At 65.2% G+C, this 26,440-nt stretch carries 22 protein-coding genes; 14 read left to right on the forward strand and 8 right to left on the reverse strand.

What is annotated here, in order from left to right:
* Nucleotides 1-2 precede the first annotated feature (2 nt).
* Entirely contained in the window at nt 3-296 is a 294-nt protein-coding gene (locus GL300_RS07320) for a YggT family protein (RefSeq protein ID WP_155038948.1), read from the reverse strand.
* Between the two features lie 131 nt (nt 297-427).
* Between GL300_RS07320 and GL300_RS07325 the strand changes: the two genes are divergently transcribed.
* From GL300_RS07325 to GL300_RS07345, 5 genes are all read left to right on the forward strand, one after another.
* Nucleotides 428-1,000 carry an acyl-CoA thioesterase gene (locus tag GL300_RS07325; protein ID WP_155038949.1) on the forward strand — a complete coding sequence of 191 codons (573 nt, stop codon included), beginning with the start codon at nt 428-430 and terminating at the stop codon, nt 998-1,000.
* A 51-nt stretch (nt 1,001-1,051) separates the two neighbouring features.
* Nucleotides 1,052-2,410, forward strand: coding sequence for an MFS transporter (locus GL300_RS07330; protein WP_155038950.1), 1,359 nt, complete (start codon nt 1,052-1,054; stop codon nt 2,408-2,410).
* Nucleotides 2,407-3,270 (forward strand): penicillin-insensitive murein endopeptidase, encoded by an 864-nt coding sequence (mepA, locus tag GL300_RS07335; protein WP_343042924.1) that lies wholly within the window; start codon nt 2,407-2,409, stop codon nt 3,268-3,270. Before GL300_RS07330 ends, mepA begins: the two co-directional genes overlap by 4 nt.
* Nucleotides 3,243-4,220, forward strand: coding sequence for an esterase-like activity of phytase family protein (locus tag GL300_RS07340; RefSeq protein ID WP_155038951.1), 978 nt, complete (start codon nt 3,243-3,245; stop codon nt 4,218-4,220). The genes mepA and GL300_RS07340 overlap by 28 nt, the downstream gene beginning before the upstream one ends.
* Nucleotides 4,221-4,317: 97 nt before the next feature.
* A complete protein-coding gene (locus GL300_RS07345) occupies nt 4,318-4,932 on the forward strand; it encodes a queuosine precursor transporter (RefSeq protein ID WP_155038952.1) in 615 nt (204 codons plus the stop codon).
* Nucleotides 4,933-5,245: 313 nt separating this feature from the next.
* Here GL300_RS07345 and GL300_RS07350 read toward each other — a convergent pair whose 3' ends face one another.
* A complete protein-coding gene (locus GL300_RS07350; RefSeq protein ID WP_155038953.1) occupies nt 5,246-5,950 on the reverse strand; it encodes a DUF1003 domain-containing protein in 705 nt (234 codons plus the stop codon).
* A gap of 100 nt (nt 5,951-6,050) precedes the next feature.
* A complete protein-coding gene (locus GL300_RS07355) occupies nt 6,051-7,232 on the reverse strand; it encodes an acetyl-CoA C-acyltransferase family protein (protein ID WP_155038954.1) in 1,182 nt (393 codons plus the stop codon).
* Nucleotides 7,233-7,337: 105 nt separating this feature from the next.
* Between GL300_RS07355 and GL300_RS07360 the strand changes: the two genes are divergently transcribed.
* The 5 genes from GL300_RS07360 to GL300_RS07380 all read left to right on the forward strand — a co-directional run bounded on the left by GL300_RS07360 (nt 7,338) and on the right by GL300_RS07380 (nt 10,885).
* Nucleotides 7,338-7,694: a winged helix-turn-helix domain-containing protein gene (locus GL300_RS07360; RefSeq protein ID WP_155038955.1), complete on the forward strand. Its 357-nt coding sequence runs from the start codon at nt 7,338-7,340 to the stop codon at nt 7,692-7,694.
* 61 nt (nt 7,695-7,755) lie between these two features.
* The gene (modA, locus tag GL300_RS07365; protein WP_155038956.1) at nt 7,756-8,496 is read left to right on the forward strand and encodes a molybdate ABC transporter substrate-binding protein; all 741 of its coding nucleotides are present in this window, start codon (nt 7,756-7,758) and stop codon (nt 8,494-8,496) included.
* On the forward strand, nt 8,493-9,185 hold the full coding sequence (gene modB / locus GL300_RS07370) for a molybdate ABC transporter permease subunit (protein ID WP_155038957.1): 693 nt from the start codon (nt 8,493-8,495) through the stop codon (nt 9,183-9,185). The genes modA and modB overlap by 4 nt, the downstream gene beginning before the upstream one ends.
* Nucleotides 9,182-10,228 carry a molybdenum ABC transporter ATP-binding protein gene (gene modC, locus GL300_RS07375; protein WP_155038958.1) on the forward strand — a complete coding sequence of 349 codons (1,047 nt, stop codon included), beginning with the start codon at nt 9,182-9,184 and terminating at the stop codon, nt 10,226-10,228. Before modB ends, modC begins: the two co-directional genes overlap by 4 nt.
* A gap of 78 nt (nt 10,229-10,306) precedes the next feature.
* Nucleotides 10,307-10,885, forward strand: coding sequence for a transglycosylase SLT domain-containing protein (locus GL300_RS07380; RefSeq protein WP_155038959.1), 579 nt, complete (start codon nt 10,307-10,309; stop codon nt 10,883-10,885).
* A 33-nt stretch (nt 10,886-10,918) separates the two neighbouring features.
* On the opposite strand, the gene GL300_RS07385 is transcribed toward GL300_RS07380, so the two are convergent.
* The gene (locus tag GL300_RS07385; protein ID WP_155038960.1) at nt 10,919-11,494 is read right to left on the reverse strand and encodes a LolA family protein; all 576 of its coding nucleotides are present in this window, start codon (nt 11,492-11,494) and stop codon (nt 10,919-10,921) included.
* A 93-nt stretch (nt 11,495-11,587) separates the two neighbouring features.
* Nucleotides 11,588-12,811 carry a UbiH/UbiF/VisC/COQ6 family ubiquinone biosynthesis hydroxylase gene (locus tag GL300_RS07390; RefSeq protein ID WP_155038961.1) on the reverse strand — a complete coding sequence of 408 codons (1,224 nt, stop codon included), beginning with the start codon at nt 12,809-12,811 and terminating at the stop codon, nt 11,588-11,590.
* 141 nt (nt 12,812-12,952) lie between these two features.
* Between GL300_RS07390 and GL300_RS07395 the strand changes: the two genes are divergently transcribed.
* The 3 genes from GL300_RS07395 (at nt 12,953) to GL300_RS07405 (ending at nt 18,230) form a co-directional block, all read left to right on the forward strand.
* The gene (locus GL300_RS07395) at nt 12,953-14,278 is read left to right on the forward strand and encodes an amidase (protein ID WP_155038962.1); all 1,326 of its coding nucleotides are present in this window, start codon (nt 12,953-12,955) and stop codon (nt 14,276-14,278) included.
* Between the two features lie 126 nt (nt 14,279-14,404).
* Nucleotides 14,405-15,598, forward strand: coding sequence for an aminotransferase class I/II-fold pyridoxal phosphate-dependent enzyme (locus tag GL300_RS07400; RefSeq protein ID WP_155038963.1), 1,194 nt, complete (start codon nt 14,405-14,407; stop codon nt 15,596-15,598).
* 4 nt (nt 15,599-15,602) lie between these two features.
* A complete protein-coding gene (locus GL300_RS07405) occupies nt 15,603-18,230 on the forward strand; it encodes a DNA translocase FtsK (RefSeq protein WP_155038964.1) in 2,628 nt (875 codons plus the stop codon).
* 77 nt (nt 18,231-18,307) lie between these two features.
* Here the strand turns inward: GL300_RS07405 and GL300_RS07410 are convergent, their stop codons facing one another.
* The 3 genes from GL300_RS07410 to GL300_RS07420 all read right to left on the reverse strand — a co-directional run bounded on the left by GL300_RS07410 (nt 18,308) and on the right by GL300_RS07420 (nt 25,769).
* A complete protein-coding gene (locus tag GL300_RS07410; protein WP_246195103.1) occupies nt 18,308-22,840 on the reverse strand; it encodes a translocation/assembly module TamB domain-containing protein in 4,533 nt (1,510 codons plus the stop codon).
* Nucleotides 22,840-24,753 (reverse strand): autotransporter assembly complex protein TamA, encoded by a 1,914-nt coding sequence (locus tag GL300_RS07415; protein WP_155038965.1) that lies wholly within the window; start codon nt 24,751-24,753, stop codon nt 22,840-22,842. The genes GL300_RS07410 and GL300_RS07415 overlap by 1 nt, the downstream gene beginning before the upstream one ends.
* An 89-nt stretch (nt 24,754-24,842) precedes the next feature.
* Nucleotides 24,843-25,769 carry a glucokinase gene (locus tag GL300_RS07420; RefSeq protein ID WP_155038966.1) on the reverse strand — a complete coding sequence of 309 codons (927 nt, stop codon included), beginning with the start codon at nt 25,767-25,769 and terminating at the stop codon, nt 24,843-24,845.
* Nucleotides 25,770-25,931: 162 nt separating this feature from the next.
* Between GL300_RS07420 and GL300_RS07425 the strand changes: the two genes are divergently transcribed.
* Nucleotides 25,932-26,372: a hypothetical protein gene (locus tag GL300_RS07425; protein WP_155038967.1), complete on the forward strand. Its 441-nt coding sequence runs from the start codon at nt 25,932-25,934 to the stop codon at nt 26,370-26,372.
* Nucleotides 26,373-26,440 lie beyond the last annotated feature (68 nt).

Genomic DNA, 26,440 nt, shown 5'->3' on the forward strand with positions numbered 1-26,440 from the left:
GCTCAGAACCCGTAGAACCAGCCGGCGTTGTTGATCAGGGCACGCTGGGCGATGATGATCACGATGAAGACCACCAGCGGCGCCAGATCCAGCGATCCGGTGCTGGGCAGGATGCGGCGGACCGGGGCATAGAGCGGCTCAAGCACCCGGTTCAGACCGTTCCATATCTGCCAGACAAGCGGTTGGCGCAGGTTCAGCACCTGAAAGTTGATCAGCCAGGACATGATGATATGGGCGATCATCACGAACCACACCACGTCAAGTATCAGCATCAGTGCTTCGAACAGCGTGCCCATCATTTCCTCGCCAAATCCATGCCAGCGACAGGTAAGGCAGCACCCGCCCTTGCGCAACCCTGCGCGCCGCTGCGTCCCGATTGACCTTGGCCGATCCAGCGCATAGCCGGGGTTCCATACAAGGAGGGGCGATGTATCCGATCCTGCGCTTTGCCGCCGAGATGCTGAAATACCGCAATGCACCGCGCATTGGCGTGCTTGACCCGCATGTCTCGACCCATCGTTGCTGGCCTTGGGACCTGGACCCCTGGATCGAGCTGAACAACGGCCGCACCCTGACGCTTTACGACCTTGGTCGGGTGCCGATGGCGGTCCGGACCGGCATTATCGGCACCATGCGCGACAATGGCTGGGGCATCACCGTCGCCGGGAACTCGCTGCGCTATCGTCGCCGGGTCAGGGGCTTCGACCGCTTCACCATGGTCTCGCGCACCTTGGGCTGGGACGCGCGCTTCCTGTATATGGAGCAGAGCATCTGGCGCAAAGGCGAATGCTGCAACCACATGCTGCTGCGGGGCGCGATCACCTCGGCCGACGGGATCGTCCCGCCCGCCCGGCTGATGGAGGCGGCTGGCCGCGACACGACCAGCCCGGAACTGCCCGACTGGGTGCAGGCATGGATCGCGGCGGATGCACAGCGGCCTTGGCCTCCGGTCCTGCCGGATCTGGCATTCGGCGATCCGAAAGACGACTTGCCAGCCTGAGCCGCCATTGGCCATATGCCCGCACAAAGACACAAGGGCGGGACGACCGGCATGCAGCACAAGAAGATCTGGGGCTGGTGGTTCTTTGACTGGGCCAGCCAGCCCTATTCCACCCTGCTGACCACCTTCATCTTTCCGGTCTATTTCGCCGAAATCGCCCGGGCGCATTACACCCAACAGGGCCTGACACCCGAGGCCGCCGCCGCCGCCTCGCAATCGCTATGGGGTTACGGGCTGGCGATTTCGGGCTTCATCATCGCGGTGCTGGCCCCGATCCTTGGCGCGGTCGCCGACAATAGCGGGCGCAGGCTGATCTGGGTCTGGGCCTGTTCGGCGCTTTATGTCGCCGGTGCTTGGGGCCTGTGGTTCCTTGCCCCCGATCAGCCCAACCTGATCCCGGTTCTGATCTGCTTTGGCCTTGGCCTGATCGGGATGGAGTTCGCGACGATCTTCACCAATGCCATGCTGCCCGGCCTTGCGCCAAGGGAAGAGATCGGGCGGGTCTCCGGCTCGGGCTTTGCCTTTGGCTATCTGGGCGGGGTGCTGTCGCTGTTCGCGGTGCTGCTTTTGCTGGCCGAAAACGCGCAGACCGGCCTGACGCTGCTGGGCATTCCGCCGATCCTTGGGCTGGACGCAGCGCTGCGCGAGGGCACGCGCGCCGTCGGTCCCTTCACCGCGATCTGGTTTCTGGTCTTCATGATCCCCTTTGCGCTTTGGGTGCGCGAAACCCCGGGACCAAAACGCCCGCTGCGGATCGGGGGCGCGATGCGCGACCTGTGGCGGCTGATCCTCAGTCTTGGCCAGCGCCGCTCGCTGGCGGCATTCCTGCTGTCCTCGATGTTCTCGCGCGATGCGCTGAACGGGCTTTATGCATTCGGCGGGATCTACGCCGCCGCCGTGCTGGGCTGGCCGGTGATCCTGTCGGGGATCTTCGGCATTGTCGCGGCCATGTCGGCCACGGTGATCTGCTGGCTGGGCGGACGGGCCGACCGGCGCTGGGGGCCGAAACCGGTGACAATTATCTGCACGCTGGCCCTGATCCTTGTCTGCGCCATCGTCATCGGCATGGATCGCAGCCAGATCATGGGCTTCCCCCTGCCCGAGGGTTCGCGCCTGCCCGATGCGCTGTTCTTCCTGTGCGGAGCGCTGATCGGCGGCGCGGGCGGCGTCCTGCAGGCCTCGGGGCGCACCTTGGTCGTCCTGCATACCAGCCCCGAACGCGCGACCGAGGTCTTTGGCCTTTACGCGCTGTCTGGCAAGGCCACGACTTTCCTTGCACCTTTCCTGATCGCGCTGGTCACGCATTTCAGCGGAAACCTGCGGCTGGGCATCTCTCCGCTGATCGTGATGTTCCTTATTTCGCTGGTTTTGTTACACTGGGTCAAAGCAAGAGGGGAACCCGAGCAGTGATCCGCAAATTCCTGAGCATGCTGGCCTTGTCGCTGGCGGCTGCGCTGCCCGCTACGGCAGATCCGCTTGCCAAGGATGTCTTTGGCGCGAACCGCGGTCCGACCGGCGGGCGTCCCGCCGCCATCGGCTTCTATTCCAAGGGCTGCGTCACCGGCGCGGTGCAATTGCCGGAAACCGGCCCGACCTGGCAGGCCATGCGCCTGTCGCGCAACCGCAACTGGGGCCATCCCGAGCTGGTGAATTTCGTGATCGGCCTGTCGCAGGCCGCGCGGCAGGCGGGTTGGAAGGGGCTGTATATCGGCGATATGAGCCAGCCTCGCGGGGGCCCGATGGTCACTGGCCATGCCAGCCACCAGATGGGGCTGGATGCCGATATCTGGCTGATGCCGCCGCCCAGCCTGCAACTCTCCCCCGGTCAGCGCGAGGGCATTTCCTCGGTCTCGGTGACGAATGGCAAGGGCACGGCCTTGTCCGGAAACTGGTCGGCCTCGCATATGCAGATCATCCGCGCCGCCGCCCGCGATCCGCGGGTCGAGCGCATCTTCATCGATCCAATGGCCAAGGTCGCCATGTGCCAGATGGAGAAGGGCAACCGCAGCTGGCTGCGCAAGGTGCGCCCGATCAACGGCCACCAGTACCATTTCCACGTCCGCCTCAGCTGCCCGGCGGGTTCCGCCTGCCAGCAGCAGGATGCGCCGCCCGCAGGCGACGGCTGCGCCGAGGCCGCCGAATGGATCAAGAACCGCATCGATCCCAGCCGGGTCAAGCCCGTGCCGCCCGATCCCGATTATCGCCACCCCCGCAGCTATCGACTAAGTGAGATGCCCCGCCAATGCCAGGCCGTCGCCACCGCACGTTAAGCCAAGGCGCGACACACCGGGGATGGACAAGGCGAGCCCTCAGCGGGCTCGCACTTGCATTTCTGGGGCTCGCGGTCCTGCTTTCGCATTCCTGCACGGCGGGCTCGGTCAGCCCGGGCACCGGCAATCTGCCCCGCGTCGAGCATGTCGGCACCTATCGCTGGAGCATGTCGGATGTCGATTTCGGCGGCTTTTCTGGCCTTCACATCAATGATGACGGGGCGGGATTCATCGCGCTTTCCGACCGTGCCACCCTGCGCTGGGGCCGGATCGAGCGGGATGATGCGGGTCGCATCACCAATCTGATCACTCAGGGCCACACCCGGCTACGGGACAGCGAAGGTCAGAAACTGCAGCCCGGCCTGAAAGGCGACAGCGAGGGGCTGGCCATCGGCCGCGACGGTCGCATCTGGATCAGCTATGAAGGGCTGACCCGCGTGGTGGGCCACGACAGCCCCGACAGCCCCGCTCATCTGCTGCCCCGCATCGACGCGTTTCGCAAGCTGCAGCGCAATTCCTCGCTGGAATCGCTGGCGATCATGGCGGATGACACCTTGCTGACCATCCCGGAACGCTCGGGCGGCTTGAAGCGCCCCTTCCCGGTCTGGCGCTTTCGCGACGGGAAATGGGACCAGCCCTTCAGCATCCCCCGACGCGGAGACTTCCTTGCCGTCGATGCCGATGTCGGCCCCGACGGGCGACTTTACCTGCTTGAGCGTGATTTCATGGGGCTGCTGGGTTTCCGCAGCCGCGTCCGGCGCTTTGACATGACCGCCGAGGGGCTGTCGCAGGAACAGGTGCTGCTGACCTCGTACCCGCTGCAATATGACAATCTTGAGGGGATGTCGGTCTGGGACGATGGCAATGGGATCCGGCTGACCCTGATCGCGGACGACAATTTCCACGCCTTCCAGCAGACCCAGATCGTGGAATACCGCCTGACCGAATAGGCATCGCTGTTGACATGCCCAACCACGCGGGCGTATTCGGCGCTGCCCCAGAAGGCCGGGGCCGAGTCTCCGCTACCTTGTCAAAACGGAATCCGACATGTCCCGTATTCTTCCTGGCGTCATCGCCATGGCCATCGTCGTGGTGGCCTCGAACATTCTGGTCCAGCACCTTTTGGGTAGCTGGCTGACTTGGGGTGCACTGACCTATCCGGTCGCCTTCCTCGTCACCGACATCATGAACCGCGTTTATGGCCCGGCCGCTGCGCGCAAGGTCGTCTTCGCCGGTTTCGTGACCGGGGTGCTGTGCTCGATCATCGCCGCCGGCATGGACAAGACGACGCTGCGGATTGCCATCGCATCCGGTGCCGCGTTCCTGTCCGCGCAGCTGATGGATATTTCCGTCTTCAACTCGTTGCGGAAATACAACTGGTGGTTGCCGCCACTGGCCGCGACGATTGCCGGTTCGGTGTTCGATACCGCCGTCTTTTTCACCATCGCCTTTTCGGCCACGCTCACACCTTTGTTTCCGGCTGATGACGTTTCCTGGGCAAATGAGCTGGTCCCCCTGCTTGGGCATGGTCCCGCGCAACCGTTGTGGGTTTCTTTGGCAGTTGCCGATTGGATGGTCAAAATGGCGCAGGCAATCCTGGCTCTGGTGCCCTTCCGTATCATCGTCGGAAATTTGATCCAGAAGCGCGCTCAAATGCATTGACTGAGTCCTGATCTGTGGCACGCTAAGATCATACGGCAACACATTGAAAGGAGGTGGTCCAGTGTCGAGAGTGATATTGGAGAGAGGTGTCGGGACAGTCAGGGGGGCCGTGGCCTGAGGGCAGCCCCAAGGGTCGTAAACCCTGACTGGGACGGTGGGCACCAACCCTAACCGGACCATCTCCGTGGATCTCGCGGGTCGTTTCCCAAGGAAGCGGCCCGTTCCCATTGTGCGGGCCCGGTTTCCGGGCCCGCTTTTTTTGCCCGAATCTCAGGCCCTGTTTTTCAGGCAATCGCTGCCCGAGTCGCGCGGCCTAGCCCTGCTTCATTTCGTGCAGCAGATCGACCTGAATGCGCTGGATCTCCAGCAGGCGATGCCATTGATGCATCAGGTGGTGGTCGATCTTTTCATGCAGCTGGCGCAGCTCCAGCTCGGTCTTGAGGTTGATCTGATAATCGTTTTCGGCGCGACGGCGGTCCTTGGCCTCTTGCCGACGCTGGCTCATCATGATGACCGGAGCCTGCAGCGCCGCGACGCAGGACAGGACCAGATTCAGCAGGATAAAGGGATAGGGGTCAAAGGGCCGCATCAGCAGGACCAGCGAATTCGCGGCCATCCAGATCAGCAGAACCAGCAGAAAGGTCAGGATGAAGGCCCATGAGCCGCCCCAACTGGCAACGCGGTCGGCCATGCGTTCGCCAAAACTCAGGTCCTCGTCCACGTCGTCAGGGGCGTATTGCAGTGTCAGCAGTTCGTTGCGGTTCAGCGCGGCGGCCACCTGTTGCTCAAGCTCGCCCAACTCGCCCGTCTCATCGGCCAGCAGGCGGGTCAGGTAAAGCTGGCGGTATTGCTGCATGCAGTCGGGGCAGATCAGACTGTCTTCGCCCCATCCCACTGTGTTTTCGCGGATCAATGCGGCGATCGAGGGACGGACATGCGCCGCTTCGGTCAGATCCTGCCGCGCGACTTCCCTGCCGCAGACCGAGCAATTCATCATGGCGGATGGGTTGTGGTTCATCTGACGGCCCCAAGCGATGCGGGTCCGACGATAGCCGCCTGAACCCGCCCTGCCAATCGGCGCGTCCGGTCGGCCCGGGCAGGGCCGACCGTGCTCAGCGTCAGATCCGTTCGATGGCCAGCGCGATGCCCTGACCGCCACCGATGCACATGGTGATCAGGCCCTTGCTGCCACCGGTGCGGATCAGCTCGTGCATGGTCTTGATGGTGATGATCGCGCCCGTCGCGCCGACCGGATGGCCCAGGGCGATGGCCCCGCCATTCGGGTTCACCTTGGCGGGATCAAGCTCCAGCGTCTTGCTGACCGCAAGCGCCTGTGCGGCAAAGGCTTCGTTCGATTCGATCACGTCGAAATCGGCAGCCTTCAGCCCGGTGCGGCGCAGCAGTTCCTGAACCGCCGGGATCGGGCCAATGCCCATGATGTCGGGACGCACGCCCGCGACCGCATAGCCCAGCACCCGGAAAGCGGGCGTCAGACCCGCAGCCCGCGCAGCATCGCCCCGCGCCAGCACCAGCGCCCCCGCCCCGTCATTGATCCCCGAGGCGTTGCCGGCCGTCACCGACCCGTCCTTCTGGAAAGCGGGCCTCAGGCTGGCAAGCTTGTCGAGGCTGGTTTCCTTGGGGTGCTCATCGGTATCGAATGCCACGAGGCCCTTGCGGGTCTTGACCTCGACCGGAACGATCTGGTCCTTGAAACGCCCCTCGGCGATGGCCAGTGCCGCACGACGCTGGCTTTCCAGCGCGAATTCATCCTGCTCCTCGCGCGTCACTCCATATTCCCGCGCGACATTCTCGGCCGTCACGCCCATATGGCCGGTGCCCATCGGGCAGGTCAGCGCGCCGACCATCATGTCCAGCATCTGCACATCGCCCATCTTGGCCCCAAAGCGGGCGGCGGGGACGGCATAAGGGGCGCGGCTCATCGATTCCGCGCCACCGGCCACGGCGAAATCCGCATCGCCCAGCATCAGCGCCTGCGCGGCCGAGACGATGGCCTGCACCCCCGAACCGCAAAGCCGGTTCACATTCATTGCTGGCGTGGTGTTCGGCACGCCAGCATTCAGCATCGCGGCGCGGGACAGGTACATGTCGCGCGGCTCGGTGTTCAGGACATGGCCAAAGACAACGGTACCGATCCGGTCAGCCTCGATCCCGGCACGCTCGATCGCGGCGCGGGTGACGGTCGCTGCCAGATCGATCGGGGTGATTGCGGCCAGACTGCCGCCGAATCCGCCGATGGCCGTCCGTGCGCCGGACAGGATGACGATTTCATTCTGTGACATGATGGTCCTCCAACCTTCGTTGCCGTGACGCTAAAGCCTTGCGCAGGGCGCCGGAACCCCCCGCCGGTGCTTGCCTACGCCACGTTACTTCCCGAGAATGCGCATATGGAAAACGATCCCCGTCTGAGCCTGAGGCTGCATTTCAACCAAGGCCTGACCTTTGGCCGGGGCAAGGCCGACCTGCTGCAAGCCATCGCCGAGGAAGGCTCGATCTCGGCCGGCGGGCGACGGCTGAAGATGAGCTATCGCCGCGCCTGGGCGCTGGTCGAAGAGATGAACAGCCATTTCCGCACGCCGCTTGTCGACAGCAGCCGGGGTGGAGCGAAAGGCGGCGGCGCCACCCTGACCGAACTGGGCCGAAAGGTGCTGGCCGATTACCGCAGGCTTGAGGAACTGGTCCGCGCCGCGCCCGAGCTTGCCAGCCTGAGCGCCGCGCTTTCCGATATGTCTGACGCGAAATAACGGTTGAGCGATCCGGGGCTTACGGTTATGTCAGTCTGGACATAACGGAAGGAATGCTCCGATGCGCCTACCCTTGATTGCCGCCGCCCTGATCGCCCTGTCGCCCGCGGCCCATGCCGATGAGATCACGATTTTCGCCGCCGCCAGCCTCAAGACCGCGCTGGATGAGATTGCCGCGAAATGGCAGGAATCCCATGACGACAAGGTGGTGATTTCCTATGCGGGCAGCTCGAAACTGGCCCAGCAGATTCAGGCCGGTGCGCCCGCCGACATCTTCATCTCGGCCTCGACCGATTGGATGGATGAGGTGCAGAAATCGGGCGATATAGACGAAGCCACCCGCACCGACATCTTGGGCAATACGCTGGTGCTGGTCGGGACCGGCAAACCGGCAAGCGCCGAGGTCACTGAACTGCCCGCGCTGCTGGCCGATGGCAAGCTGGCCATGGCGCTGGTCAACTCGGTTCCTGCCGGGCAGTATGGCAAGCAATCGCTGGAAAAACTGGGGCTGTGGAGCAAGGTGGAACCGCAAGTCGCGCAAGCCGACAATGTCCGTGCCGCCCTGATGCTGGTCGCGACCGGCGAGGCACCCTTGGGCATCGTCTACGGCTCGGATGCCGTGGCCGAGCCGGGCGTGGGCGTCGTCGGAACCTTCCCCGCCGACAGTCATGACGCCATCATCTATCCCGGCGCGGTGACCAAGAACGCCGACACGCCGCAAGCCGCGGCCTTCCTGCAAAGCCTCAAGGCCGACCCCGCGAAGTCGGTCTTCGAGGCGCAGGGCTTTACCGTCCTGCCATGAGTCTTGCGAACTGGCTTGGCCCGCAGGAATGGCAGGCGGTCGCCCTGTCGCTGCGGGTCTCGCTGGTGGCGACGCTGGCCAGCCTGCCTTTTGCCACCGCCATCGCCTGGGTGCTGGCGCGGCGCAGCTTTCCGGGACACGGGCTGCTCAGCGGCATCGTTCATTTGCCGCTGATCCTGCCGCCGGTGGTCACCGGCTACCTGCTGCTGATCACCTTTGGCACACAGGGGCCGGTCGGCAGCCTGCTGAAGCCCTTGGGCATCGTCTTCGCCTTTCGCTGGACCGGTGCTGCGCTGGCCGCAGCAATCATGGCCTTTCCGCTGATGGTGCGCGCGATCCGGCTGGGATTTGAAGCGGTCGATCCCAAGCTGGAACAGGCCGCGGCGACCTTGGGCGCACCGCGCGTCTGGATCTTTGCCACCGTCACCCTACCCTTGATGATGCCGGCGATCCTTGCCGGGGCGACCTTGGGTTTTGCCAAGGCGATGGGCGAATTCGGGGCAACCATTACCTTTGTCTCGAATATTCCGGGGCAGACCCAGACCCTGCCCTCGGCCATCTACGCCTTTCTTGAAACGCCGGGCGGCGAGGGGCCGGCGCTGCGGCTGGTTCTGGTCTCGGTCGTGGTCGCCATGGGTGCGGTGTTGCTGTCGGAAGTGCTGGCAAGACGGGCGGCGCAGCGGATATGAGCCTGTCCGTCGCCTTTCGTCATGGCTTTCCGGGGCTGGATCTGGACGTGGCCTTCGAGGCCCCGGTCGGCGTCACCGCGCTGTTCGGACCGTCGGGTTGCGGGAAAAGCACCACGATCAATGCGATTGCCGGGCTGCTGCGGCCTGATTCCGGGCGTATCGCGCTGGATGGGCGGGTGCTGTTCGATGGCCGCACCAATCTTGCGCCGCAGGAACGCCGCATCGGTTATGTCTTTCAGGATGCGCGGCTGTTTCCACATCTGACGGTGGAACGGAACCTGCGCTACCCCGCCCGCTGGCGGCGCGGCGCGGGCCGCGACTTCGACCGCATCGTCGAGATGCTGGCGCTGGGGCCGCTGCTGCAGCGCCGCCCCGCCACGCTGTCGGGCGGCGAAAAGCAGCGCACCGCGATCGGTCGCGCCTTGCTGTCCGATCCGGCCTTGCTGGTCATGGACGAACCCCTTGCCGCGCTGGACGACAGCCGCAAGGCCGAGATCATGCCCTGGCTGGAGCGCCTGCGAGATGAGGTCCGACTGCCCATCCTTTACGTCAGCCATTCCGTCCCCGAGGTGCTGCGCCTTGCCACGACACTGGTGCTGATGCAGCGCGGCCGCGTCACCCATTCCGGCCCGCTGGAAACGATTCTGGCCGATCCGCGGCTTGCCCCGGAACTGGGCGCGCGCGAGGCAGGTGCGCTGATCCATGCCACCGTCGAAGGCCATGAACCCGACGGCATGCTGCGGGTCAGGACCGCCGCCGGTCCGATGCTGCTGCAGGAAGTCGAGGCCGCAACCGGTCAGGAATTGCGGCTGCGCGTCCTTGCGCATGAGGTCATCCTGTCACGCGACCCACCGCAAGGACTGTCGGCGCTGAACGTCCTGCCCGCGACGGTCGTGCAGGTCAGCGGCGGGCTGGTGCAATTGACGCTTGGCGACCAACGCATGCTGGCGCAGGTCACGCCCCGCTCGGTCGAGACGCTGGGACTGACCCCCGGAGCCGCCTGTTTTGCCATCGTGAAATCGGTCTCGGTCCTGCCCAGCTAGACCAATCGAGCCATTGTCAATTGCACGCGGCGGGCGAATTCCGTTATGCTCGCAGACAAAAACGTGGATGAGGGCAGTATGAACAGGTTTCTGAAGCTCGCGATCGTCGGGCTGGTCGCCTCTTGTGGGGGCGGTGGAAATTACAAGGCGCCTCGCAATCTGGAAAATGCCTGCCTGCTGGCAGCCGAGCGTCCCGCCTATTACCGGGCGATGCAATCGACCCAAAAGCGCTGGGGCATCCCGATCTATGTGCAGATGGCCACCATCCATCAGGAATCGAAATTCATCGGCGATGCCAAGACGCCGCATCGCTATGCGCTGGGAATCATCCCGATGGGACGGCAAAGCTCGGCCTATGGGTATAGTCAGGCGCTGGACGGCACTTGGGACGATTACCGGCGCAAGACCGGCAATCGCGGGGCCAAGCGCGACAATATCCGCGACGCCACCGATTTCATGGGCTGGTACATGAACGACACCACCCGGATTCTGGGGATATCGAAGCAGGACGCCGCCTCGCAATATCTGGCCTATCACGAGGGACGGTCGGGCTTTAACAATGGCTCGCATCGCAGCAAGCCGTGGCTGATGAGCGTGGCGAACAAGGTCGGTGCGCGGTCGGAACTTTACCGCATGCAGTTGACCGCCTGCCGGTAAATTCAGGCCCGCCGGATCGCGGCGGGCCAGTTCTTACTTGATTGCGAATTTCGACGGCGGGATCGACACGCCGGTCCGCATGTCGCCAAGGATGACCGTCGTGCGCTTGCCCGCGTCATCCTTGACCACCCATTGCCGCAATTGCGTCGGGTTGGCCGTGAATACCATCTGGATATTGCCGTATTCGGGATGCGCCGGGTCCTGCGCGGTCACCACGGTGGTGTTCTTCTTCTCGGTATAGCCGGTGACCATGCGCGCCTTGCCCAGATTGATATTGGGACCAAGGATCAGCGACAGCGGGGTTTTCGACAGCGGATATTGCTGCGGCCCGCCACGGGTCTTGCCGTCATAGACCGCCACCTGCCCGGCCGAGGCCAGCACCAGATTCTTGCTGCCCTTGTATTCGAAGCGCACTCGGTTCGGGCGGTGGATATAGACCGTCCCGGTCGAGATGCTGCCATCGGGATTGACCTGCGTGAACGCGGCCTGCGCGGTCTTCAGGCTATTGAGATAATTCGAGATCTCGTTCAGCGGGATCTTATCCGCCAAAGCCGGAAAAGCCATGGCGAGGGCGAGGACGGGCGCGAGGGCGAGCGATCTGATGTTCATGTGCGGAATGATACCGTGTCTCCAATGCGTTGCACATTCACGTTCGCTTGGATGTGCGGGGCAGGAACGCTCGCGGGGGCGTGACCGTTCCCGCTACAGTTTCTGCCCTGCCAGCAGGCGCGGCATCGGGTCCAGCCGCAACCCGGCCGCCTGCCGCATGAAACCCCGCCGCAAGGGTGGCAGCGCATCGACCAGCCCCATGCCCAGTTCACGCGCGGCACGCAGCAATGGATTACCGTTGGAAAACAGCGCGTTCACCCCGTCCATGCCCAAGGCCAGCGTGGTGGCGTCGGGCCTGCGCCATTCCTGATAGCGGGTCAGAACCGGCTCGGTCCCGATGTCCTCGCCGCGGCGACGCGCGGCGACCAGCACCTCGGCCAATGACGCCACGTCGCGCAGGCCAAGGTTCAGCCCCTGCCCGGCGATGGGATGGACGCCATGCGCCGCGTCACCGATCAGCGCGATGCGCGGGGCGATGTAATGCTCGGCCAAGGTCAGGTTCAGCGGATACGAGAATCGCGGCCCGGCCAGACTGATCGCGCCAAGGAAATCTCCGAAGCGCGGGCGCAGCACCTGCAGGAATTCCGCATCGTCCAGATCAAGAATCGCCCGCGCCTCATCCGCGGTTTCCGACCAGACGATCGAACTGCGATTGCCCGGCAAGGGCAGGATCGCCAGCGGCCCGGACGGCATGAAGAACTGATGCGCCGTGCCATTATGGGGCAATTCGTGATCCACCGCCGCCACCAGGGCGATCTGGCCGTAATCATGGCCCAGCCGCCGGATGCCCGCGCGCTCGGCCACGCCCGACTTGCGGCCATCCGCGCCGACCAGCAGACTGGCCGAGACTTCGCGCCCGTCCGACAACGCCACGGTGACGCCGGTCGGTCCCGGCTGCTGCCCGGTGACCGAGACGCCGGACAGATGCGTCACACGCCCCTCCATCGCGGCCAGCAGCGCGCGATACAGGAAGCGGTCCTCCAGCATGTAGCCCAGACGCCCTTCCTCGATCTCGGCACTGTCGAAATGCAGGCCGAAGGGACCGGCACCCGCACCGGCAAAACCCTGCGATGCCTCGACCTTCAGGATCGGCTGGGCCTGGTCCGCCAGTCCTTTCCACAGCCCCAACGCCGCCAGCAGCCGCTGCGAGGCCAAGGCCAGCGCATAGGCGCGACCGTCGAATGTGTCGCCCGCGCGGGCATCGGCGGGGCGGTTGTCCACCACGGCGACGTTCAGTCCGGCGCCAGCCAAGGCCAGCGCCAGCGCCGGGCCGTTCAGCCCGCCGCCCGCGATCACGATGTCGAAATCCTTAATCATGGTTTCGCACTATGCGCCCCGGCGGGGTATTGTCCATGCGGCATTGCGATACGCGCGCTGCTGACCCTTGCGCGCCATTGCAGCGCCGGGCCGGGCTGGTTAGCCTGTGCGCCTTGGATCTGAACGGCAAGGGGAACGGGAATGGACTGGCTCAAGGTATCGGCATCGGAACAGGGCCGGGCGATTCTGGCCGGGCTGATCAGCCCCGTGGAACAGACCGAGGCCTATCTGGACGCCTCATCGCGCCATCCCTATGGCGGCAGCATCTATGCCCGCACCACGCCCGCCCGCGCGCGGGCCGAGGCCATCGCCGCCCATGACCGCGCCAAAGCCGGGCTGCGCCGCAGCCTGCTGGACGGTGTGGCGATCAGCTGGAAGGACAATATCGACAGCGCTGGCACCCCGACCGAGGCAGGCTCGCGTCTGCTGGCCGGGCGCACCCCCGAAACCGATGCGGCCATCCTGGCCGAGGCGACGCTGCAAGGGCTCGTCTGTCTGGGCAAGACCCATATGACCGAGCTGGCCTTTTCCGGTCTTGGCCTGAACCCGATGACCCGCACGCCGCCGAACAGCATCGACCCGGCGCTGGCGCCCGGCGGCTCCAGTTCTGGTGCGGCGGTCTCGGTGGCGCTGGGACTGGCGGCAGCAGCGGTCGGATCGGATACCGGCGGCTCGATTCGCCTGCCTGCGGCGTGGAACGGGCTGGTGGGCTTCAAGCCGACGCATGGCGTGGTCGACAGCCGGGGCGTCGTGCCCCTGTGCTCGCGCTTCGACGTGGCCGGTCCGATTGCCCGCACGGTCGAGGATTGCGCTGCAATCTTTGCCCTGCTGTCCGGCCAACCGGTCCCCGACCTGACGGATGCCGCATCGCACCGCCTTCGGCTTCTGGTGCTGGACGGCGTGCCCTTTGACGACGCCCGCGAAGGTCCGGTCGCCGCCTTCGAGGACGCGGTGGCCCGCCTTGCCGCAGCCGGCGCGCGCATCACCCATGCCACGCCGCCTTGCGTCACCGATGCCATGGCGCTTTCGCCCACGCTTTTCGCCCCCGAGGCCTATGGCACATGGCGCGACCAGATCGAGGACGCGCCGGAACTGATGTATCCGCCGATCCTCGAACGCTTCCGCGGCGGGCGCGAGGTCAGCGCCGCCGATTTCGTCGCGGGCTGGCAGAAGCTTGACCGGCTGCGGGCCGACTGGGCGCGGCTGGTCGCGGGCTATGACGCGGTCATCCTGCCAACCTCGCCGATTCTGCCGCCCGATACCCAGCGTCTGTTGAACGAACCGGCCTATTTCGCCATCGAAAACATGCTGGCGCTGCGCAATACCCGGATCGGCAACCTGCTGGGCCTGCCCGCAATCACCCTGCCCACCGGCCACCCGGCCTGCGGGCTGATGATGATGGGCCATGCGGGCAAGGACCTGCAGCTTCTGGTTGCAGCGGCCTCGGCCGAGGCCAGCCTGAACTAATCTGCGCAAACTGCGGGAATGTCCCGCGAAACAAGGGGGCTTCGGCCCGAAACTCTGGACGCAATGGGGCTTTGCCGGTATCCTTTTCAGGACACGGGGCGGCACGACCCCGAATGAGAGGCAGTCATGGCACTACCCGAGCGGTTCTCGAACCTGCCGGAATACGCGTTCCCGCGCCTGCGGACGCTGCTTGCGGGCATCGCCCCCGCCGCAGACCCGGTCGTGATGACGATCGGCGAACCCCGCCACGCCGTTCCGGAATTCACCGGGCGGATCATGGCGGAAAGCATTCGCGAATTCGGCAAATACCCCTCGAATGAGGGTATTCCGGAACTGCTCTCGGCGATCTCCGGCTGGATCGGTCGCCGCCACGGGATCGAGGTCGAGCCCGCCCGCATCACCACCGTCAATGGCACGCGCGAGGGGCTGTTCAACGCGGCGCTGGCGCTGTGCCCGGAAAGCAAGGCGGGTCAGCGACCTGCGATCCTGATTCCGAATCCCTTCTATCAGGTCTATGCCGTGGCCGCCGCCGCCGTTGGGGCCGAGCCGATCTTTGTCCCGGCCACCGCCGAAACCGATTTCCTGCCGCAATTCGACCAGCTGGCCCCGGAACTACTGGACCGGGTGGCGATTGCCTATCTGTGCTCACCCGCCAATCCGCAGGGTTCCGTTGCCTCAGAAGATTATCTGGAGCGGCTGATCGCCTTGGCCGACCGCCATGATTTCCTGATCTTCTCGGATGAATGCTATTCCGAGATCTGGCGCGACGCCCCTCCGCCCGGCGCATTGGCGGTGGCGACCCGCATGGGACTGGCCGACCGCGTGGTGATGTTCAACTCGCTGTCCAAGCGGTCGAACCTGCCGGGGCTGCGCTCGGGCTTTGCGGCGGGCGGGCGCGAGCAGATCGCGCAATTGCGCCGCCTGCGCAGCTATTCCGGCGCGCCCCTGCCCCTGCCGGTGCAGCGCGTCAGCGCCGCCGCCTGGGCTGATGAGGCGCATGTCGAAGAAAACCGCGCACTTTACCACGCGAAATTCGCCGTGGCCGACCGCGTATTGGGCAATATGCCGGGCTATGCCGCGCCGCAGGGCGGATTCTTCCTGTGGCTGCGGGTGCCCGAACATGTCGGCACCGGCGAGGACGCGGCCAAGAAGCTGTGGTCCGAGGCAGGCATACAGGTCCTGCCCGGCGCCTATCTGTCGCGCGACACTGCGGCGGGAAATCCGGGCCGGGACTATATCCGGGTCGCGTTGGTCGATCCGGCCGACCAGACCGAGGCTGCATTGAACCGGCTGAAGAACTGTTTGTACCAAGGGGGTTAACCGCATGGCGAGCTGGCAGGCGAAACACCGCGATCCGCTCTTCGACCAATCCACCCAGGCGGCCCTGAAGCGCCGCGGCAACGAATTGATGGGTGCGCTTCTGGTCGTGCTGGGCGTGGTGATCGTGATGATGTTCGCCAGCTATTCGCCCGACGATCCCAGCTATCTTTCCGCCACGGATGAGCCCGCACAGAACCTGCTGGGCCGACCGGGGGCCACGCTGTCCTCGGCGCTGATCACCCTGCTGGGCTGGACGTGGATCCTGCCGGCGATCGGCGTCATGGGATGGGGTCTGCGCATGATGCTGCATCGCGGGGCCGAACGCTGCCTGCGGGCGATCTATCTGGCGCCCGCGCTGCTTTTGACCTGCAGCTATGCCGCCACCCTGACCCCGCCCGACACATGGCCGCATGCCTTCGGGCTGGGCGGCAATGCCGGCGATGCGGTCATGGGCGGCTTGCTGTCGATGATGCCGCTGAAGGCGTCGATCTCGATCCGCATTCTTGCGCTGCTGACCGCGGGCGGCATGATCGCGCTGACCGTTTACGGCTTGGGCTTCAACCGGGCCGAGCTTTCGGTCACCACCCGATTCCTGCGCGACGGGCTGGTGACGGCGCGGCTGCTGCTGCTGTTGGCGATCGACCGGACCCTGCGCTTTGGCATGGGCACCGCGCATCAGATGAAGGCCCGCTCCGAGGCCCGCCGCGCCCGTCTGGCCGAGGCAAGCTCCGCCAGCCTGCCAGCCGATTCCCGCGCCGCACCCGCGCCGCGCCGCCGTGCCCCGCCGCCGGTCCATGGCGATTATGCGCCCGAGCCCGAGTTGATCGAGCCCGAAACCCATTACGCCGATGACGACATGCCGCCCTCGGATGACGAGATTTCGGCCCGCATCACCGATGTGCTGCGCCAGCGCTCCGAACACCCGGTCGAGAAGGGCTCGGTCCTGTCTGCGGTGACGGCCAAGCTGACCGGGGCCCGCCCCGCGCCCGAGCGTATCGAGCCGCAGCTGACCGACGATGAGGATGAGGACGACGAGGACGCCTATATCCCCGCGCCCGCGCCCACCCGCGCCGCCGCGCCACAGAAGCGTCCGCAATCCCGCCCCTCGGATTTCGCCGCGAATGACTACGAACATCCGCCCCTGTCGTTGCTGGCCTCGGCCTCGACCGTCGAGCGCCACCAGCTTCCGCCCGAGGCGCTGGCCGAGAATGCCCGCCTGCTCGAGGAGGTGCTGGATGATTACGGCGTCAAGGGCCAGATCACCGATGTCCGCCCCGGTCCCGTCGTCACGCTGTATGAACTGGAACCGGCACCGGGCCTGAAGGCCAGCCGCGTGATCGGTCTGGCCGATGACATCGCGCGCTCGATGTCGGCGCTGTCGGCGCGGGTCTCGACCGTGCCGGGCCGTTCGGTCATCGGGATCGAACTGCCGAACATCCGCCGCGAGAAAGTCGTGCTGCGCGAGCTGCTCTCGGCCCCGTCCTATGCCGATGGCACGCAGCCGCTGCCCTTGGCGCTTGGCAAGGATATCGGCGGCGGCCCGGTCGTGGCCAACCTGGCCAAGATGCCCCACCTGCTGATCGCAGGGACCACCGGCTCGGGGAAATCCGTCGCGATCAACACCATGATCCTGTCGCTTCTCTACAAGCTCACGCCCGAAGAATGCCGGCTGATCATGATCGACCCCAAGATGCTGGAACTGTCGGTCTATGACGGCATTCCCCATCTGCTCTCGCCCGTCGTTACCGATCCGAAAAAGGCCGTCGTCGCGCTGAAATGGGTCGTCGGCGAGATGGAGGAACGCTACCGCCGCATGTCCAAGATGGGCGTGCGCAACATCGAAGGCTATAATGGCCGCGTCCGCGAGGCGCTGGACAAGTCCGAGATGTTCAAGCGCACCGTCCAGACCGGCTTCGACGAGGATACCGGTGAGCCGATCTTCGAGACCGAGGAATTCCAGCCAGAGACCTTCCCCTATATCGTCGTCATCGTCGACGAGATGGCCGATCTGATGATGGTCGCGGGCAAGGAAATCGAGGCCTGCATCCAGCGGCTGGCACAGATGGCGCGGGCATCCGGGATCCACCTGATCATGGCGACACAGCGCCCCTCCGTCGATGTCATCACCGGCACGATCAAGGCGAACTTCCCGACCCGGATCAGCTTCCAGGTCACCTCGAAAATCGACAGCCGCACCATTCTGGGCGAACAGGGGGCCGAACAGCTTCTGGGTCAGGGCGACATGCTCTACATGGCGGGCGGGTCCAAGATCACCCGCGTCCACGGCCCCTTCGTTTCGGACGAGGAAGTCGAAGAGGTCGTGAACCACCTGAAATCCTTCGGCCCGCCCAGCTACATGTCTGGCGTCGTCGAAGGCCCGGACGAGGAACGCGCCGACAGCATCGATCAGGTGCTGGGCCTGTCCTCGGGCGAAGGTGGCGATGCCGAGCTTTACGATCTGGCCGTGGCGATCGTCGCCAAGGACCGCAAATGCTCGACCAGCTACATCCAGCGCAAGCTTGCCATCGGCTATAACAAGGCCGCGCGACTGGTCGAGCAAATGGAGGAACAGGGCGTCGTCACCCCCGCGAACCATGTCGGCAAGCGCGAAGTCCTCGTCCCCGAGGTCTGATCCCCGACCGATGTAAGGGGCAACAAAAGAAAAAGGCCGGGCTCGATGCCCGGCCTTTTTCTTGCCTGCGCTCAGGCTCAGTAATCGCGGTCGTAGAACAGGCCCAAGGTGCTTTCACCATCGCTGGCCACCGACCCCCGCGCCGTCAGGCTTTTCGACAGGTCGAGGTTCAGGTTCAGCTTGGTCTTGCCCTCGTCGCCCACCTGCACGTCGGTATAGACGTTCTCGGACAGGTATTTCCCCGCCCGGACCGAAACCCGGCCCTGATCGTCGGTGGTCAGGTCCAGATCGTCCAGACCCGTCGACTTCCTCAGCCGCGCGACAATGCCGTCACCCCCCTGCCCCGCCAGCGTGGCGATGGCACTGGCCAGCTGCGCCGCCTGCAGCCCGCTGATATTGTCCAGACCCCGCCCGAACAGCAGCTGCGACAGCACCTCCTCCTCGGGCATTTCCGGCGAGGATTCGAATGTGATGTCGGGATTGCGCAGATCGCCGTCGATGATGATGCGGGCGGTCATGGTGTCCTGTTCGGACTCGGCGACCAGCCGGATCACCGGGATCAGGCTGCCCTGCATCTCGATCAGCCCTTCGGTCAGATCGAAGCGCTTGCCCAGCAGATCGACCCGTCCCCGGATCAGCTCCAGCGAGCCGATCGGGATCGGTTGGCGGGCATTGCCGGTCAGGCGGATCTCGCCGCCCAGTTCGGCATCGACGCCGCGACCGCGGACAAACACCTGATCGGGCGCCGACAACACCAGATCAAAGCGGGCCGGCACCGCCGGAGGCGTCGCGGGCGGCGCGCTCATTCCCACCTGGCGCGAGGCATCGCTGGGGAATTCCAGCAGCCCGGCCTTGGCGCGGGTCTGGCGCTGCGGCGGGCGCTCGCTGCGATGGATGATGATGGGAATGGCCCTTGCCCCGCCAAGCCCGGTCGAGGGGATGCGGAACTCGGTATGGCCAAGGTTGATGCGGCCCTGAACCAGCGGTCCCGCCCTTTGCGAGCCGCCGATATGGATCGTGCCACTGGCCTGCGTCTGGTACAGGTTCGGGTCGCGCAGCACGACATCCATCACGCGCACGTCCAGATCCATGGCGCGGTCACCGGTCAGCGTAATCGGACCGCGCACGCTGATCGAACCTCCGGCCTCGACATTGCCGTTGATATCGACATTGATCCGGCCCGCATTGAAATCGGCATTGGCATTCAGATTGTCGACAGCCAGCCCCAGCCGAGGCTCGGCCAGACGGCCATTGGCCAGCCCGACCCGCCCGCTCAGCGCCTCAAGCGAAGGCGCGCCATTCATGCGCAGATCGAAATTCAGCGGTCCCTCGATGCTGCGGGTGCGCAGGAAGGGGTTCGCCGCCGCCGCGTTGCTGGTTCCCTCGACCCGGAGATCCATGGTCGAGCCATCCGCCGCCGCCGTGCCGCTGATCCGGGCGGTAGTATCACCCGGCGCGGTGGCGTTCAGGTTCACGTCATAGCCGGTGCCGGTATTGCGGATGCGGCCCTTGACCTCGGCCGGGCCGGGGAAACCCGCGACCAGCAGGCCAAGATCGCTCAGCCTTGCGTCAAGGTTCACGCCCTCGGTCGGGCTGCCATCGCCGGTGATGCGCAGTTGCGGGTTATCGGCCTGCAACCGGTTGATGGTGAAGCTTCCATCGGCACGCTGGTTGGCGGCCAGATCAAAGCGTGTCTCACCCGCCAGAACCGCATCGGCCTTGGGATTGCCGATGGCAAGCCCGCGCGCCGAGCCATTGGCGGTGATCGCCCGCGCCCCGCCCTGCTGATCGGCCACCGTGGCCTGCATGCGCACCGCGCCACGGAAGCCGCGACCCAGAAAGCGCAGATCATCGGCGCGGAGGTCGGCGCGCAGATCGGTCGCGCCCGCCCCCACCTTGCCGGTGGCCGCCATGTTCAGTCTGGGGTTTTCCACCCGCGCCGTCTCAATCGCAAAGACGCCATTGCGCTCGGTGCCGCGAACGGCAAGTCGCGTTTCACCCGCCAGCGCGCCATCGACCTGCGCCTGCCCGAAGGACAGGTTGCGCCCGGTCCCGGTTACGTCCAGAAGCCGCGCCCCGGTGCCATCATCCTTGAAACTGCCCTGCGCCACCAGCGACCCGCGCCAGCCGCGCCCGAAGCTGGCCAAAGACTTGATGTCCACATTCCCGGTCATGTTGGTCCCGGTCTCGGCGATCCTGCCCTGCACCTTGGCAGTCATCTGCTGGTTCAACAGATCGAAACGCTCGACGGTGATTTCCTTGCCGCGCTGCTGAACTGTCAGCTTCAGGTCGGTCGCACCGGTCAGCGCGCCATCCACATCCTGCTGGCCAAAGCGCAGGTCCTTGCCCTGCCCGGTCAGGTCCAGCCGCCTTGTATCCCCTTGCTGCGAGGCCGTGCCCTCGGCGGTGAACCCGCCCGAGAAGCCGCGACCCAGCACCGCCAGATCGGGCATCGACAGCTTCAGCTTGCCGTCCAGCGCCGTCTGGCTGAACCGGCCCGAGCCCTCGACCGTGGCCTGCGGGTTCGACAGGGCGAATTTCTGCAACTCATAGGTGCCGTTTACCTGCATCAGGTCGATGTTCAACTGGGTCTGGCCCTTGAACAGCCCGTCCACCTCGGGGATGCCAAGGATCAGGTCCTGCCCCTGGCCGGTCACATTCAGCAGGCGCTGCCGCGCTGCCCCGGTCAGCTTCAGATCGGTGCTGAGCGCGCCCGCATATTTCGGATCGGCCACCGACAGGTCTGGCATCACCACATGGGCGGTCACGTCACTGGCCCAGCTGCTGATAAAGCCCTGTGCCTCGGCGGTCAGGTTCTGGGCATTGACGCGCAGATGACGCAACTGGATGCCCGAACCGTCACGCTTGGCGCTGAGTTCGATGCGCGACGCCCCGGCCAGCATCCGGTCGGCCTGCTCCTGCCCGACGCTGATATCGTTGCCCTCGATGCTGGCATCGACATCGAAAGCCTTGCTCAGCAGGACATAGCGCCCCTTCAGATGCACATCGGCCTTACCGCCCAGATCGCGCTCGGCGATCTTGGACAGCGTGGTGATGTTCAGATGCTGGGCGGTGATGTCGCCCGCAAGCGCGATCCCGGTGCGCAGCCCCGACACGTCCAGCGCGCCTTGCAGCCGGAACTCATCGCCATTGATGTTCATCCCCCACAGCTTCATCGCATTGCCGGGGGTGAAGGCAAAGTTGAGACCGCCGTTCAGCGTGTCCCCAATCGCATCGGCAAGGCCGGGATTGCTGGGCTGGATGTCATCCGCGCCAAAGGCAACCCAGCCGCGCACCTCTTGCAGCGACTGTTCGGGCGTCAGGTTCACCCGCCCACGCCCGTCCAGCCGAACCTCGGACAGGCTCAGGTCCGGTCGCTTGAAATCGCCGACACGCCCGCTCAGGCTCCAGCCCGAGCCCTGTTTCGCATCATATTGCAGGCGGATATTGCCCGAACTGACGGTGGTCTGCGCCTGACCGAAGGGGACGGTCACCGGCAGCTGCGTCGCCCCGGCATCGCTGCCCAGCAACAGCGTCAGGTTGGCGCTTTGTGGCGCGCCCTTGCTGTTCACCTCGACCGCGCCTTGCAGGTCCAATGCCCCGGTCGAGATCTTCAGCTCGGGGACAACCAGCCGTCCATCCTGCCCGCGCCAGCCATCGGCGCGGATCACCGATTGCCCGGCAAAGAATTCCTGCCGGCCCGGCGCGATCAGCGGCGCGACATCGCCGGTCAACTCGGCGTGAAAGGCGATGCCCGGCGCTTCGCCGCGCGCCTCTTCGCGCGTCGAGACCTTGCCCGCGACGCGCGGCTGACCGTCGGTATCCAGCTTGATATCGGCATCGAAATTCGACACCGGGCCGTTGCCGGTTATCTCGGCCCGGACGGCGGGACGGCCGTTCATCCGCACGATATTGGTGAACAGCCCGTTCGCATCCTCGTCCAGCTTCAGGTCCAGCTTCAGGATGCGGGTTTCGTTGGAAAACGAGGTGACCAGCCCGAATTGGCCGCGCGGACCGTCGACGCGGTTGATGGTCAGGTTGGTGTCGCCCTCGCCGCCCTCGAGGTTCATCGCGCCCGAGACCGACAGAACCGCTTCCTGACCGATGATCGGCTGGCCCAGTTCGACCCGACCGATATTGAGCTTGGCGATATGCACGCCCACCGGCAGTTGCGGCAGCGAGAATTCCCGCGCCTCGGGGGCGGGGGCGGCGTCATCGCCACCTGCGGGCAGACGCGGCAGGATCACGCGATCCGCGGACAATTCGTCGATATTGACCCGACCCCGCAGCAATGCCGCCCGGTGCCATTGCATCGCGCCATTTTCCAGCGTGATCCAGACGCCGTCATCATCGGCGATGGTCATCCGGGTAAATGTCGCGCGCGAGGACAGCGCCCCCTGGAACCCCTCGATCACCACCTGACGCCCGGCGCCCGACAGCTTTTCCTCAAGGAAGCGGGTGATGAAGCCCCGGTCATCCTCGACCTCTTCCGAGATCTGGGCGGCGCTGTCGTCGGTCGTCCCGGTCTCCTGCGCCATGGCCACAAGCGGCGTCATGGCTGCCAGCCAGATCACGACAAGAAGGCGGGGGATCAGATCATGCAGTTTCATCAGAAGGCCTGCCCCAATCCGATGTAAAGCTGAGTGCCGGCATCGTCGTCTTTGTAACCGCCACCCAGCGGATGGGCGATGTCAAAGCGCATCGGGCCGATCGGCGTGTCGTAGCGCAGGCCCGCCCCGGCCCCGGCATGCCAGCCGCTGCCACCGGTAAAGCCGCTTTCCTCCCAGACGCGCCCGGCATCGACAAAGGCCACCACGCCGATTTTTTCGCGGACACGGACCCGGGCCTCGGCATTCAGGACGGCGATGCTCATGCCGCCGGTCTTGACGAAGCCATCCTTGCCCGGAATCACCTCGACGCCCAGCGATTCAAAGGGCTGCCCCCTCACGGTGCCACCCCCGCCCGAGAAGAACAGGTAGTCGCGCGGCGTTTCCTCAAGCTCGGAGCCCAGCACCGTGCCCAGCCGCGACCGCCCCGCCAGCGTCACCCGGTCATCCGCGCCAAAGCTGTAATAGCCGCGACCTTCGGCAACGACCTGCGCCCCGGTCCCGGTCTCGTCCTGCAGACCGACGAAGGGCGTGGTCGAGCCGAACAACCAGAAGCCGCGCTTGGCATCGGTGGATTCGTCGCGCCGGTCCCATGTCACCGACATCGGCAGGGCGAACAGCCGGAAATCCGTGCGGCCTGAATCGTCATCGACCTGCAAGGCGCGGAACTGCAACGCGATATCGGCGGTCAGCTCATCGTCATGCATATAGGTGAAGCCCAGACCAAAGGTCCCGGTCTTCTGGTCGTAATCTTCCTCATCCTCGCTGGTGACCTGCGCGGCGACATAGCCTGTGATGTCGGGATGCAATGTCGCCGGGCGGTCGATACGCACGCCCAGCTTGTAATCCATCCCGGTCAGTTGCGAGCCGATATCCTCGATATCGGCATCGATGCGCAGCCGCTCACCTCCGCGCATCAGGTTGCGGTGCATCCAGTAGCCGGTCAGCCGCATGCCATCGATGCTGGAATATTCAAAGCCGCCGCCGATCCGGCGCAGCTTTTGTTCGGTAACCAGCAGATCGACATCCAGCGAGTTGTCGGCATTGACGTAATCGGCCTCGGTCAGCGTGATCGCGGAAAACACACCCGAGCGGCGCAGGCGTTTCCTGACATCCTCAAGCTTTTCCGGGTCGAAACGCTCGCCCTCGGGGAAACCCGCGATCTTGCGCAAGCGGCGTGGGTCCATGCGCTGATAGCCGCGCATCTTCATCTCGCCAAAGGTCAGCGACGGGCCGGGCGCCAGGCGGATATCGCTTTCGATCAGGTTGGTGTCATGATCGGCGATGATCTCGGTCTGGGCCACGTCGGCTTTCGCATGGCCGACATTGCGCCAACCCTCAACCGCCGAGGTCGCCGCCGTCTTCATGTCGCCGGTGCGGGCGATTTCACCCCTGCGGTAATCGGGCGGCAATTCGGTTCCCGGTGCGACGGGGGCGATATCGGCGCGGCTGTAGCGGAAGCGCGGGCCGGGATCGACCGTGACCTGCACCTTGCGCACGATATGCGGCGCATCCAGCGGCGCTACCGTAGCGGCCTCGACCCCGTCCAGCAGGATGTTGATGGTGACCGAGTAATAGCCCTGATCGTAGAGCACCCCAAGGATGCGGGCATAATCGCCGCGCGCAGCGGCCAGCATGTCCTGCCCGGTGACGCGCCCCTCGTTCTGGGCGGAGATCAGCAACGAGGTATTGCGGATCGCTGGCGGCAGATCCTCGTTCGAGCCGGCGACCGAGATATTGATATCGACCGGAGAGGTCTCATTCCCCTTCTTACCGCCGAACAGCCCGGAAAATGGCGATGACGACGCAGAGGACGGTGACGAAGAGGACGAGCCTGCGGATTGGGCCAGCGCCTGATCCGTCCCCGCTGACAGCACGAATGCGGCAGCGGTGCCTGCCTTCAGAAGTCGTCTCATCCCCATCCGCCCTTTTTTGGTCGTTTTGGGGAGTTTTGCAGTCAAATCGCTGTGAAATCCAGCTTCATGGCCCGGATGAGCGGAAATCTTCACGCAATGGCGGAAAGACACCCGTGAAGTGCGGCCATGTCGTCACGGATCATGCCGATCGGCACCGCAGCGGGGATCTGCGCCATCAGCGGATCGGACAGATAGGCCGCCTCAAAGATCTCCAGCCGCTGAGCCGCACTGCGCGCGACGCTGCCCGCCAGGAACATCCCGTCCATCGGCATGAACTGCAGGGCCAGTTCGCGGCAGATCAGGCCGAACAGCCGCGCGTACAGATCGCATGTCGCCTGAGCGGCCGCATCACCGGCACCCGCCGCCTCGACCACGGTTTCGGCGCGACCCGGCGCGGTCCCGGTCATTTGCGCATGCAGACGCGCCAACCCGCGTCCCGCGAACAGTTCCTCGACGGAATCGAAGGGTGCGGCGCGATCGCCCAGCACCTCGACCAGCGGAGCCCAGACTGAAAGCGGCAGGCGGGTATGGCCCACCTCATGTTCGAAACAGGCGATGGCGCCGCCGGGCATGACCTTGACCGCGCAGACGTTGAAGCCGGTCCCGGCATTCACCACCAACCGTTGGCCGTTCAGGGCCTCGGCCTTGGGGCCTTCGCGCAGGAAACCCGCCGCATCCCCCGACAGCGAGGGCGTGGCATAGCCAAGCGCGGTCAGGTCGTTGATCAGCCGGGCGCGGCCCGCGCCGGTCAGCTCGATCAGGCGCTTCTCGCTGAAATTCCAGTCGCGATTGGTCAGGCGGGCCTGCCCCTGCGAGACGGGACCGGCGACGGCGACACAGACGGCCTCGATCCGGGGATTGCCCTCGCGTTCAAGGAACAGACGCACGACCTCATCGAAGTCGGGATGATCGTCGCCACGGAACCGGGTGATGCTGCCGGTATAGATGCCCTCATCGGTCCGCGCCAATGCCAGACGGGCATTCGTGCCACCCACATCCGCCAGCAAGATCGCCATGTCCTGTCCCCTTCTCGCATCAGGTCTTGGCCGCCTTCTTAGGGGATTGCGGCCAGTCATGCTAGCGCTCGCATGAAGCCGTTTCCGTGGTTTGCGGGAACTTTGCCACGCTTTCGTCTGTTATTTGTCCAGATCGAACGCGCAAGCGAGAGGTTAAGAACGATGCTGAACCCGATCCGCAAGACGAATACGGCGCTGCTGGCGATGCTGCTGGCGCTGACCAGCCTGTCGGCCCATGCCGCCACCACCTCACGCGAGGAAAACCTTGCCAATCCGCGCGGCTGGTCGGCCGTGGCCGGGATGGAACCGCAAGCCGTGCGCGAAATGGCCCGCCGCCTGCCGCTGTCGGAACAGGCCAGCGGTGACCAGCCGTGGTGCGGCCATGATGCCGAGATCGCACAGACACTTAGCGATGATTTCGGCGAAAGCCGGATCGCGACCAATGCCAGCGATACCGCGCTATGGGGCTCGGATCTGATGGGGACATGGACTGTGGTGCTGGAACGCCCGGATGCCACCAGCTGCGTCATCGCCTCGGGGATCGGCTTCAGCGATGCGCAAAGCCCGCAATCCTATTTCACCAAGGCGGGCCTTGGCAGCTGATCGGGCGATTTGCAGGAAATCGCGGTAAATGATATTGGGCGCGGCAACTTCCCCTTCTTGAGGCATTG

The sequence above is a fragment of the Paracoccus litorisediminis genome (assembly GCF_009711205.1).
Lineage (GTDB): Bacteria > Pseudomonadota > Alphaproteobacteria > Rhodobacterales > Rhodobacteraceae > Paracoccus > Paracoccus litorisediminis.

What these genes read in the sequence shown, in the direction of transcription:
- GL300_RS07380 (WP_155038959.1), top strand. Translation starts at nt 10,307, where the DNA reads ATGAACAGGTTTCTGAAGCTCGCGATCGTCGGGCTGGTCGCCTCTTGT.
- GL300_RS07405 (WP_155038964.1), top strand. Translation starts at nt 15,603, where the DNA reads ATGGCGAGCTGGCAGGCGAAACACCGCGATCCGCTCTTCGACCAATCC.
- GL300_RS07410 (WP_246195103.1), bottom strand. Translation starts at nt 22,840, where the DNA reads ATGAAACTGCATGATCTGATCCCCCGCCTTCTTGTCGTGATCTGGCTG.
- GL300_RS07340 (WP_155038951.1), top strand. Translation starts at nt 3,243, where the DNA reads ATGCCAGGCCGTCGCCACCGCACGTTAAGCCAAGGCGCGACACACCGG.
- GL300_RS07360 (WP_155038955.1), top strand. Translation starts at nt 7,338, where the DNA reads ATGGAAAACGATCCCCGTCTGAGCCTGAGGCTGCATTTCAACCAAGGC.
- GL300_RS07350 (WP_155038953.1), bottom strand. Translation starts at nt 5,950, where the DNA reads ATGAACCACAACCCATCCGCCATGATGAATTGCTCGGTCTGCGGCAGG.
- GL300_RS07425 (WP_155038967.1), top strand. Translation starts at nt 25,932, where the DNA reads ATGCTGAACCCGATCCGCAAGACGAATACGGCGCTGCTGGCGATGCTG.
- GL300_RS07325 (WP_155038949.1), top strand. Translation starts at nt 428, where the DNA reads ATGTATCCGATCCTGCGCTTTGCCGCCGAGATGCTGAAATACCGCAAT.
- modA (WP_155038956.1), top strand. Translation starts at nt 7,756, where the DNA reads ATGCGCCTACCCTTGATTGCCGCCGCCCTGATCGCCCTGTCGCCCGCG.
- GL300_RS07400 (WP_155038963.1), top strand. Translation starts at nt 14,405, where the DNA reads ATGGCACTACCCGAGCGGTTCTCGAACCTGCCGGAATACGCGTTCCCG.
- GL300_RS07420 (WP_155038966.1), bottom strand. Translation starts at nt 25,769, where the DNA reads ATGGCGATCTTGCTGGCGGATGTGGGTGGCACGAATGCCCGTCTGGCA.
- GL300_RS07385 (WP_155038960.1), bottom strand. Translation starts at nt 11,494, where the DNA reads ATGAACATCAGATCGCTCGCCCTCGCGCCCGTCCTCGCCCTCGCCATG.
- GL300_RS07345 (WP_155038952.1), top strand. Translation starts at nt 4,318, where the DNA reads ATGTCCCGTATTCTTCCTGGCGTCATCGCCATGGCCATCGTCGTGGTG.
- GL300_RS07320 (WP_155038948.1), bottom strand. Translation starts at nt 296, where the DNA reads ATGGGCACGCTGTTCGAAGCACTGATGCTGATACTTGACGTGGTGTGG.
- modB (WP_155038957.1), top strand. Translation starts at nt 8,493, where the DNA reads ATGAGTCTTGCGAACTGGCTTGGCCCGCAGGAATGGCAGGCGGTCGCC.
- GL300_RS07330 (WP_155038950.1), top strand. Translation starts at nt 1,052, where the DNA reads ATGCAGCACAAGAAGATCTGGGGCTGGTGGTTCTTTGACTGGGCCAGC.
- GL300_RS07390 (WP_155038961.1), bottom strand. Translation starts at nt 12,811, where the DNA reads ATGATTAAGGATTTCGACATCGTGATCGCGGGCGGCGGGCTGAACGGC.
- GL300_RS07355 (WP_155038954.1), bottom strand. Translation starts at nt 7,232, where the DNA reads ATGTCACAGAATGAAATCGTCATCCTGTCCGGCGCACGGACGGCCATC.
- GL300_RS07395 (WP_155038962.1), top strand. Translation starts at nt 12,953, where the DNA reads ATGGACTGGCTCAAGGTATCGGCATCGGAACAGGGCCGGGCGATTCTG.
- GL300_RS07415 (WP_155038965.1), bottom strand. Translation starts at nt 24,753, where the DNA reads ATGAGACGACTTCTGAAGGCAGGCACCGCTGCCGCATTCGTGCTGTCA.
- modC (WP_155038958.1), top strand. Translation starts at nt 9,182, where the DNA reads ATGAGCCTGTCCGTCGCCTTTCGTCATGGCTTTCCGGGGCTGGATCTG.